Source organism: Parafrankia sp. FMc2, assembly GCF_041008525.1.
Lineage (GTDB): Bacteria > Actinomycetota > Actinomycetes > Frankiales > Frankiaceae > Parafrankia.
Map to the genome: position 1 here is coordinate 1 of NZ_JBFLUG010000206.1, position 9,671 is coordinate 9,671.

6 protein-coding genes, 1 tRNA gene and 1 pseudogene are annotated in these 9,671 nt (G+C 67.8%); 4 read left to right on the plus strand and 4 right to left on the minus strand.

What is annotated here, in order from left to right; all coding sequences use genetic code 11:
- The first annotated feature begins 1,546 nt into the window (after nt 1-1,546).
- A tRNA-Ala gene (locus AB1460_RS33910) sits at nt 1,547-1,619 on the plus strand.
- Between the two features lie 72 nt (nt 1,620-1,691).
- Here the strand turns inward: AB1460_RS33910 and AB1460_RS33915 are convergent.
- Nucleotides 1,692-2,069: a hypothetical protein gene (locus AB1460_RS33915; protein ID WP_368966387.1), complete on the minus strand. Its 378-nt coding sequence runs from the start codon at nt 2,067-2,069 to the stop codon at nt 1,692-1,694.
- 2,155 nt (nt 2,070-4,224) lie between these two features.
- Between AB1460_RS33915 and AB1460_RS33920 the strand changes: the two are divergent.
- A pseudogene (locus AB1460_RS33920) lies at nt 4,225-4,577 on the plus strand (MerR family transcriptional regulator).
- A gap of 134 nt (nt 4,578-4,711) precedes the next feature.
- On the opposite strand, the gene AB1460_RS33925 reads toward AB1460_RS33920, so the two are convergent.
- The 3 genes from AB1460_RS33925 to AB1460_RS33935 all read right to left on the minus strand — a co-directional run bounded on the left by AB1460_RS33925 (nt 4,712) and on the right by AB1460_RS33935 (nt 7,669).
- Entirely contained in the window at nt 4,712-5,095 is a 384-nt protein-coding gene (locus AB1460_RS33925; protein ID WP_368966388.1) for an ATP-binding protein, read from the minus strand.
- Nucleotides 5,096-5,807: 712 nt separating this feature from the next.
- Nucleotides 5,808-7,013 carry a sensor histidine kinase gene (locus tag AB1460_RS33930; RefSeq protein WP_368966390.1) on the minus strand — a complete coding sequence of 402 codons (1,206 nt, stop codon included), beginning with the start codon at nt 7,011-7,013 and terminating at the stop codon, nt 5,808-5,810.
- On the minus strand, nt 7,010-7,669 hold the full coding sequence (locus AB1460_RS33935) for a response regulator transcription factor (protein ID WP_368966392.1): 660 nt from the start codon (nt 7,667-7,669) through the stop codon (nt 7,010-7,012). Before AB1460_RS33935 ends, AB1460_RS33930 begins: the two co-directional genes overlap by 4 nt.
- A gap of 170 nt (nt 7,670-7,839) precedes the next feature.
- Here AB1460_RS33935 and AB1460_RS33940 point away from each other — a divergent pair, with 170 nt between their 5' ends.
- Together AB1460_RS33940 and AB1460_RS33945 are read left to right on the plus strand one after the other, a co-directional pair.
- On the plus strand, nt 7,840-8,343 hold the full coding sequence (locus AB1460_RS33940) for a hypothetical protein (RefSeq protein ID WP_368966394.1): 504 nt from the start codon (nt 7,840-7,842) through the stop codon (nt 8,341-8,343).
- A 47-nt stretch (nt 8,344-8,390) separates the two neighbouring features.
- A complete protein-coding gene (locus tag AB1460_RS33945; protein ID WP_368966396.1) occupies nt 8,391-9,551 on the plus strand; it encodes a peptidoglycan-binding protein in 1,161 nt (386 codons plus the stop codon).
- Nucleotides 9,552-9,671: the final 120 nt, after the last annotated feature.

The following is a 9,671-nucleotide window of genomic DNA, read 5'->3' on the forward strand; positions in this document are numbered from 1 at the left end:
CGCACCCGTTCTCACCCGGTTGATCTTTTCCTTAGACAAGAACGATCATCCCAGGTGGCGGGTGCGCCCCCTTCCTGGACCAGATCGCCGCTACGCACCGTCACGGCCACACGTCACGGCCAGTAGTCCGGCAATCACGATCCCCGGTCAACTACGAAGAGCCACGTTTGCTCAGTAACAAAATCTGACGCACTCCCCCTGGGGGCTCGGTGGGCGGTCTGCCCGACATTCGAGGGAGTTGCTGACCGAAGTCGGCAATGCTTTCTATGGGGAGATTCGGACAGTGCGTCGCCCGCGGATTCTGCGGGCCATATCCAGGCTCCTTCGCGCGTGGGGCCGAGTGTAGAACGTTTGCTTAGCAACAAAAGTCATCGGTCTCCAAGATCGGACCGTGCAGCGACCGCCGGCCCATGCGGCGCCGGCGCTGCATGGGCCGAGCACACACCGATGGCCAAGGCCCGCGATGGCCGCGGTGGGCAGCCCTCGAGTGCATCGCTCGCACGAAGGCGCCGCCACAGATGACCAGCCCGGCCTGTGGCCGCTGGTCGCCCTGCCAGGCAGGTCGCGGCGCGGATGGGGCAGTCGACAGCTGCTCTCGCCGCGCTGCGGCGGTTGTCCGACACCCGGCGCGCATGCGGAAGCAGCGATGACCACCTATGGGCACCGCTGACCGGGTCTGTGCTGTTCGGTATCCCGCAGACCACCTGCTCGGCAGGCCCGGAGCCAGCGGCCCGAAGCGGGCGACGCACGCGCGGCGGGGCCGGAGACGGAGCTGAACTCCGGCCGAAGGCGGGTCGTGGTCATCGTGCGGTCGCCCGGGGTTCGGCGGACGGAATCCGTCCTCGGTTACCACCCGCGGTGTTCGTCGCCACCCTGGCGGCCAGGCGCGACGACCGGGCATTCCACGGCCATCGCCGCCGTGCCGTGATCTTTCGCGACCGGCGGAACTCGGCCCCGTGCGCCAGTCGGCACTACCCGAGCACAAGACGGCCCTGGCGGGCGAGCGGGCCCGGCAGGCCCGGTGCCGGCTTTCGCCGTCGATCAGACCACGCCAGACATATCAGCCAACAACGCTCGTTGTGGCCAGCATGGTGCATAGCCATGTGTTTGTCACGCATCCGCTCCGGCCGGGCGTCACCTGCATCGACATACCCCACCAGTGGGCATCGTTGTAGATCCACACCGAGGTTGTCCACAACGTGGACACATCCGCGAAACCCTGGATCCCTCCAGATGCGGAACACCACCAGAACCCACGGGGGCCGGTGTCTGAATCACTCGTGAATCAACAGTGGATCGATGTCGACACCGCCAGTGGCCGCGAGTCGAGGCTGCCGAGACGCGGAGCGGACACGGGAACCGACGGTCCGCTGGGAGATTCCTGTGGATAACGGCGCCACGGCTGGCTTCCTCCGCCAACCGCGCCGGTCGCGAGGCCCCGGGCAGGCGGCGAACCTCAGCTCTGGCACCCGCATGGCACGTGATGCCGTAGGCTTGGGAAGGTTGGTCACACGGGGGCGGTGCAGCCCCGGTGATCACGTCCGTCGGGGGCGTAGCTCAACTGGCAGAGCACTGCCTTTGCAAGGCAGGGGTTAGGGGTTCAAGTCCCCTCGTCTCCACAGAACCGTCCGGTATACGAACCGTGTCCCGGGCTGGGATGCGGAACCGCGGTTCGATCTTGTTCCGGCCGTCTACGCGGATCTCCTCGACGAGTGCGTGCGGCGTAGCTTTGCGCAGTGCGGGGCGTGGATCGGGCCGCTCGTGCGTGTTGGTGGGGCAGTCGGCAGGAGGACGGAGCGGATGAGCTCCTGGATGTCTCCGATCTCAGTCAGGGCGGGAGGCTCGGGGGGCGTCTCGATCTGGATCTTCAAGGTGTTGTGTTCGTCGCATGCCTGTGTGAGCTGCTCGTTGAGCTCACGGATCCGTTCCCCGCAGGCGTCGCCGGGCATGGTGCCGTCTTCGAACGCGAGCTGGTACTCGCGGATCTTGCCGCGGGTGGATGCGATCTGGGCCTCGAGGCGTGCGAGGTCGTCGCTCGAGGCACTTACTAGGGCATAAGCCGCAATCACGGCAAGTCAAACGCCCTCTCGGAGGTTTGTGGTGGTTCAAGTCCCATCGTGCTCCTCGACCATATTGCTACACAGAGTAGTAGCTACCGATCTGGAGGGCATGGTTGTGCGGGCCCGCGCGGGTGCGGGAAGCCCCGTTCGCGAGACCGGGGCCAGATAGCGGAGGTCGAGGTCGACGAACCTGGCGAAGGTGGTGGCCGGGTCCTTCACGTACCCAGACGGCGATGGCGGCCGCGTGTCCTCTGCGTGCGCGTAGGTCGGCCGTCCACCCACCTGACCGAGGGCCGCTCCGGCTGATCCATCTGCCGGTTCGTCCATACCGTCCCGCACCACCGCACCATCCAGATCCGCGTCGGCCAGCAGATCCTCACCGTCGAGGAGCCAGTCCCGAGCGATCTACGCATTGTGCTCGCCCTCATCGTCTGACCCGGTGGCGCACGTGCAGGCGGAGCTGACGCGGCCCCTGCCTTCCCGGGCTGTCGCCGGCGATGCCTGACACGATCGTGTCTCCTCGATCCCAAAAATCTGCTCCCGTCACAGTAGACATGCGGGTGCTGTCCTGGGTAGAGTTTCTGTCGTAGCGAAGACGGTTCATGGTCGCGGCAGACAGGAACTGGCGCGAGCAGGGCGGCGGCCAGGGTAGGCCGTCGAGCACCACCACAGAGTTTCAGCAGTACCCGACCAGCCGATTGGGAGAGGAGCAGACGCCATCAGAATCGCCCGAGTGATGGTCTGACTCACTCGGTTGACGCAGGCCCCGGATTGGAAGGTGGTCCCCCGTCACGCATCGCGATCTCCGCAAGCCTGCTCTTTCGGGGCCGGCCACGCGGACTCAGGGAACTCGGCGTACTTAACCAGTAGATGGTGTTGCATCTTCGGGGCCCTGGTGCCATATGGCACCAGGGCCCTCTGGCATGTCCGGGTTTGCGGGGTGCCCTGAGGTGCACGTCTGCGGAGGCGCCAGAGAGCCCGCTCGCCCGACTGGTGGCGACCTGCGACGGGGCTCCCCATCCCTCCTTCGGAGGCAGGGCCGGAGTCCGGGGTGGAGCGCGCCCCGCAAGGTTCGACACGAATAGGGGTCTTGCCCGTGCGTCGCCCAGCTGATGACGTGGAAGGCACACAAGGTGCACACGTGACATCCACGGGAGGGCGAGGCCTATGCCCACGGAGATGAGATCATCCTCACCGGTCGGCGCTGACCCGAAGGATGCGCTGCTCCTGCAGGGCTGGTTCTCCGCGCTGTTTTCTAGGGAGACGCGAGAGGACGAGTGGGCCTCTGTCTGCGTTTCTGACCGGATGCGGTTCTTCGGTGGTCCTCCGGAGCTTCGTTCGGAACGCGCGTGGGGCCAGGACGGTTAGAGGTGGCGCGCCGGACGAGCGACCGGGTCCGACGCGCCGGGGTGTCCAAAGCCCCGCCCCCGGGGTGCGGCGGGTCGGGGCGGGGTTCTGCGCGGCACGGTGCGTGTGGCGCCCTGCGTTGGCTGGGCTGGGTTCCTGACCGTGCTGGACCTGCCGGTACTGGGCGGCGGCTTCTCTCTGACCCTGCTCGTGGACCCGAAGGTTTACGGCGTTCGCCGGGAACAGATGTTGGTCGATGCCCGCGCTGACCGACCCTTCGACACGACCAGCCTGCGTCGTGGAGCAGGACGTGCCCGCAGCCTTGATCGGCCGCACATCCCTATGCGCCGCCGTCGGGCCCCGCCAGGCGCCGGAGAGTAGCTGTCTCCTCGGCCCCGGAAAATCTGTCCCCGTTGCAGTAGACATTCAGGTGCTGTCGTGGGTAGAGTTCCTGTCGTAGCCAAGAGAGTCCATGGTCGCGGCAGATACGAACTGGCGCGAGCAAGGTGGCGGCCAGGGCAGGCCGCCGAGCATCACCGAGAGAAGTTCGGCAGTACCCGGCAGGTGACCGATGAGGAGAGGGGAAGTAGACGCCGTCAGGATCGCCCGAGCGATGGTCTAGCTCGCTCGGATACCGCGCAGGCCCCGGATTGGAAGGTGGTCCCCGGTCACGCATACGCGATCCCCGCACCCCGCCCTCTCGGGTGGGCATGCGGGTTCCAGAATCCGGTGCTTTCTGGCCGGTAGATGGTGTTGAACCCTCGGGGCCCTGGTGCCATATGGCGCCAGGGCCCCTCGATGTGTCATGAGAGGCGCGATGACCCCTGAAAGCACCCGCGAACCCGCTCACAGTCTCGACGACGACGACTACCCCGCCTACACCATGGGCCCCGCACGGCCGAGATGATCGGCACCACACCGGCCTTCCTGCGATCCCTCGGCGAAGCCCGGATGATCACGCCGCTGCGCTCGGAGGGTGGCCACCGCCGTTACTCCCGCTACCAGCTGCGGATCGCCTCCCGCGTCCGCGAACTCGTCGACCAGGGCACCGCGATCGACGCCGCCTGCCGCATCGTCATCCTCGAAGACCAGCTCGCCGAAGCCCAGCGACTCAACCAGCAGACACCCCAACCGGCCACCACCCCACCGCCGCCCACCGAGACACCCTGACCGGCAGGCCGGCCGGGATGCGGGCCCCGTCTTGCCGGTAGCGGCGGTGAAACGTGCACGGTGAGCCAGCCCGCCACCCACCCGCGGCAAGCACAGATCATCGCTCGACCCCGTCCTGTACCCGGCCCCGTGGGTCAGTCGAGTTCGACCCAGACGCGTTTGCCGTCGCCGTGTGTCTCGACGCCCCACCGGGCGGTGAGCTGGTCGACGATGTGGATCCCACGGCCCCGCTCGTCGGAATCGACGATCTCTCGCGCCATCGGCCGCACCGACGACCCGTCAGCGAGTTCCAGACGCAGCACCTCACCGGTGACCCGAAGCGCCAGCCGCAGCTGCCCCCGTTCACCGGCGTGCTGCACAGCGTTGGTCACCAGCTCCGAGACGACCACCACGGCATCGTCGGTCTGCCGGTCATGCCCCCAAGCGAGAAGCAACCCCCGCAACACCTCCCGGGCAGCGCCCGCAGCACGCGCATCAAAGGGTAGATCCACACTGGCCGACCAACCCCTGTCGCGCACCGCAACCAACCCCTCACCCTGTCGATCATGCTCCTGGCATGCTCCTTCCCCACCCGGGGACACAACGAACAGACGCCCCCCAGATGGTCCTCGGACCGTTGCGGGAGTGGGCTGCTGTGTGGCAGCCGGGCCGGTCGCCGTTTCCGGGGGCCGGCTGCCTTTGATGCGAGCCGGGCGGTTGTTCCTAGCCCGCAGCTGCTCACCGTGGACGCCACCCCGGGCGGTCCGGCGACGTCGAGGTCGCCCACGAACGGCTCCCCACCACCTGGCCGCCCCTCGATCGCATCATCTGGGTCTAGCCGTTGAGGGTTATGGCCGGTCTGGCGATGTTCGGGTAGCGGTTCGCATTGTGGACGGTTTTGCCCACCACGCAGGGTCACATAGGTGCTGACCTGCAAGAACGTTCGATTTATTGATCTTTTTGCTGGTGCGGCAGGTCGCCTGCCGGGTGGCCGCATCGCGTTTGTGCAGGTCAGAGGCTTGCGGGTGATTCAAGTCCCATCCTGCGCTTCGGCGTCTTGCTACTCAGCGTAGTAGTTACTGTCCTGGATGGGCGAAGCGTCGTGCTGTGCCGTCAAGGACGGTGTTGAGGCCGGTGGTGAAGGTGGCGTCGTCGCGGTCGGATGCGCGGGCATGGTTCGCATGGGCGAGGTGACCAGCGGCGTAGGCGTTCGGGGTATTGGAGGGTCACGGAGTTGTCCCGGCTGGGCCGTCACCGGGGTGAGGGCGCTGCCGGGAATGTGATGCGCAGGTCCAGTCCGCCGTCCTGCCTGGGGAGAGCGGTGATCTGCGCGTGATGGCTGTCGGAGATGGCCTTGACGATCGTGAGGCCGAGGCCGAACCCGCGGCGGCCTGTGTCACGTGTTCGGTCGGGTCGGCCGCGCCGGAAGGGTTCGAAGAGTCCGTTCACGTCCTGGGGGAGCAGTAGCGGACCGCTGTTCGTGATGGCCAGGTACGTCGGGCCGGTGCCGGTGCCGATTCTGATCCAGCCTCCCGGCACGTTGTGGTTGGCCGCGTTCTCGACCAGGTTGCGGACGAGTTGGTGGAGCAGGATGGGATCGCCGAGCACCGGAGCGGTAGCCAGGTCGGCGGTGATTCGGGTGCTGGTCGGGGTGTCCGTTCTGGTCTGGGCGAGAACGTCGGCTGCGACGTCGGCGAGATCGACGGGGAGCGGTTCGGTGAGTTCGTTACCTCCGTCGGCGAGGGTGAGGAGCCGGTCGACGAGGTCGGTGTTCCTGGTGTTGATGGCCAGCAGGCGGTTGGCGAAGTGGACGGTGTCGGGGTGAGCGGCTGGTTTGGTCGCTTCGAGCTCGATCACGGCTCGTTCCAGCGCGAGTGGGGTGCGTAGTTCGTGGGAGGCGCTCGCGACGAAGCGGCGTTGGCCATCGAAGGCGTGGTCGAGGGTTTCGAGCATGGCGTCGAAGGCATCGGCCAGCCGTCTGATGTCGTCGCTGTGTCTGGTCAGCGCGATCCGCCGGCTGAGGTCGCGGTGCGGGCCGGTGGACCGTGCGATCTGCTCGGCGGTGGCGGTGATGGCATGGAGTGGTCGCAGGCCGCGGCCGGCGATGATCCAGCCGGTGCCAGAGGTGGCGAGGCCGATGGCGAGGACGATGCCGCTGCCTCGAACGAGGAGTGTGTCGAGGGCGGCGTTCCTGATCTTTTCCTCGTTGCCTCTGATCTGTTCGGTGAGGTCGTCGAGGCTGATCCGGCTCCCGTTGGGTGTGGTGATCGTCGTTTCGCCTGCCTGGCCGGCCCGCTGTTGCAGAGCGGCGATGCGGGACTCGGCGTCTCCGGTGAGCTCGGCGTCGAGGCGGGCTTGGACGACCAGGTAGAGCAGCGTGAGGATGACCGCTGCGGCGAGGATGGACAGTGCGCCGTAGAGGACGGTGAGACGGGCGCGCAGGCTCAGGCGGCTCATCGGATGCGGTATCCGGCCGCCGGCAGCGTTTCGATCAGTTGCGGTGTGCCGAGCTTGCGGCGCAGTTTCATCACCGTCATGCGGACGGTGTTGGTGAAGGGGTCGATGTTCTCGTCCCAGACCTTCTCCAGCAGCTGCTCGGAGGACAGGACGCCGCCGGCGGCGCGGAGCAGTTCGACCAGGACCGCGTATTCCTTGTTCGTCAGGGTGACGGAGTGGCCGTCTCGGGTGACGGTCCGGCTGGCCTGGTCTACGCGTAGGCCGGCGCGTTCGAGGATTGGAGCGGCGGCCGGCGCGGTGCGGCGGGCGAGAGCGTGCACGCGGGCGGACAGCTCGGCCAGGGCGAAGGGCTTCACGAGGTAGTCGTCGGCGCCGATCGCAAGCCCTTCGACCCGGGCGCGGATCGCCGAGGCGGCGGTGAGCATCAGCACCCGGGTCGATCGTTGGGCCGCGACGATCGCGCGGCAGACGTCATCGCCGTGCACGACGGGCAGGTCCCGGTCCAGGACGACGACGTCGTAGTCGTGAGCGGCGTATTTTTTCAGCGCCTCGCCGCCGTCGTAGGCGACGTCGACCGCGAACGACTCGCGTGTCAACGCCTCGCGGAGCGCACCGGCGAGCTCTGGTTCGTCCTCCACGACCATCACCCGAACCATCCGCTTTCCGCCCTTCGCCTCGCCTGCGCCCCGGTGCGGTGCCCGTCCAGCGTGGCGCCGTCGGCATAACCGTCGGATAACCAGCGCCGCCGACGTTACGGCCTGGTTATCCGCGATGCCGTCCACTGGGCGCCGTACTCGGTATCGCTCGACCACGACGGAGGACACGGATGATCAGAACCACGCGGCCGCTGGCGACGGCGGCCGCCGGCCTGAGCCTGGTGGTCATGGCGTTGGCCGGTTGCGGCTCCGGCGGTGGCACGGCGCCGGGCGGGACGGCGTCCGGCGGCGGTGCCACTGGGACGCCGACGGTACAGACGTACGCACAGTGCATGCGCGACCATGGCATCGACATGGCCGACCCGGACCCGTCCACGGGAATTCCGCAGTTCGGGGAGGGCGTTGATCCGGACGATCCGGCCGTGAAGCAGGCGCTGACCGTCTGCCAGGATCTGCTTCCCGCGGGCAGCAGGGGAGAACCGAGCGACGCGGATCTCGATGTCTATGTGGCCTTCGCGCAGTGCATGCGCGACAACGGTCTGCCGGGCTTCCCCGACCCCCAGCCCGGCTCGGTCGGCGGCCTGTTCGCCGGCGCGGACGTTGACCGTGGCGATCCGGCGTTCCAACAGGCGGCCCAGCAGTGCCAGGGCATCCTCGACAAGGCGGGCGCGTGACCATGGCCGGGACCGGGACCGACGAAACCAGAACCGGTGAGACTTCCGTGGCCGCCCCGCAGACGGCAGCCGAGTACAAGGCCGGCAGCCCGTATGTGCCGAGCAGGGCCTGGGCGCGGGCGATGGCTGCCTCGTGGACGAGCCCGCTACAGCGCCGACCACGCCGGCACCTGCTCGTCCTCGCGGGGGCGGGAGCCGTCGCGCTGATCGTCGCCGCCGCCCTGGGATTCGGCGGCAGCCCACCGCCGTCGCCGACCGGGCCGGTTCCCGCGGCGACCGCGACGGTCCAACGCGGTACCCTCACCCAGACCCAGCAGGTCGGCGGTCTGATCTCCTACGGCGAGCCGGTCGGGCTCGTCGCCCAGCAGCAGTCCGGAGTTGTCACCTGGATCGCAGCGCCGGGCACAACTGTGAAGATCGGCCAACCCGTGTACGCGGTCGACGCCACGCCGGTCATCCTCCTGCGCGGCACCGCGACGCCGTACCGGACACTCGCCACAGGCACAGTGGGTCCCGAGGTGAAAGAGCTGGAGGCCAGCCTCCAGGAGCTGGGCTACACCGGTTTCGCCGTTGATGACACCTTCGCCACCGCCACCGCCTCGGCCGTGCAGGCGTGGCAGGCCAAGAGCGGGCTACCCGTCACAGGCACCGTCCCCCCCGACCAGATCTTCGTCCACGACGGCGACATCCGGGTCGCCCTCCAGGCCATCCCGGTCGGCAGCCATCTGGGTTCGCAACCCAACCAGCAGGTCATCACCTACAGCGGCACCACGCAGGTGGCATCGATCCCGCTGGACGTGTCGCTGCAACATCTCGTCCACGCAGACGACCCTGCGACCATCGCGCTTCCGACCGGTCAACATCTCGACGGCACGGTCAGCAGCGTCGGCACGGTCGCGCAGACCATTGAGGAGCAGAACAAGACCTTCGTCACCGTGATCGTGTCGTTCGACGATCCCTCTGCGCTCGCCGGTGGCTTCGATTCGTCGCCGGTGACGTTGACGATCGTCACGGGGCAGCGGGCGAATGCACTGACTGTGCCGGTGACCGCGCTCGTGGCGAAGCCGGACGGCGGGTACGCGGTCCAGACGGTCCAGGACGGGCAGTCGACGTTCGTACCGGTGACGACCGGGATGTTCGCCAACGGCAAGGTCGAGATCAGCGGTGCGGGCATCGCCGAGGGCGTCACCGTGCGGGTCGCCCAGTGAGACACCCTCTGTCAACCACGGTTTCAGGCGGCGCGTCCGAGGGCTCGGTTGCGGTTGGCGACGTGCGTGGCCTCGTCGTAGAGCACGCCTTTGGTGAGGCAGTGCCAGAGGATCTCGAGC

What these genes read in the sequence shown, in the direction of transcription:
- AB1460_RS33935 (WP_368966392.1), bottom strand. Translation starts at nt 7,669, where the DNA reads ATGGTTCGGGTGATGGTCGTGGAGGACGAACCAGAGCTCGCCGGTGCG.
- AB1460_RS33930 (WP_368966390.1), bottom strand. Translation starts at nt 7,013, where the DNA reads ATGAGCCGCCTGAGCCTGCGCGCCCGTCTCACCGTCCTCTACGGCGCA.
- AB1460_RS33940 (WP_368966394.1), top strand. Translation starts at nt 7,840, where the DNA reads ATGATCAGAACCACGCGGCCGCTGGCGACGGCGGCCGCCGGCCTGAGC.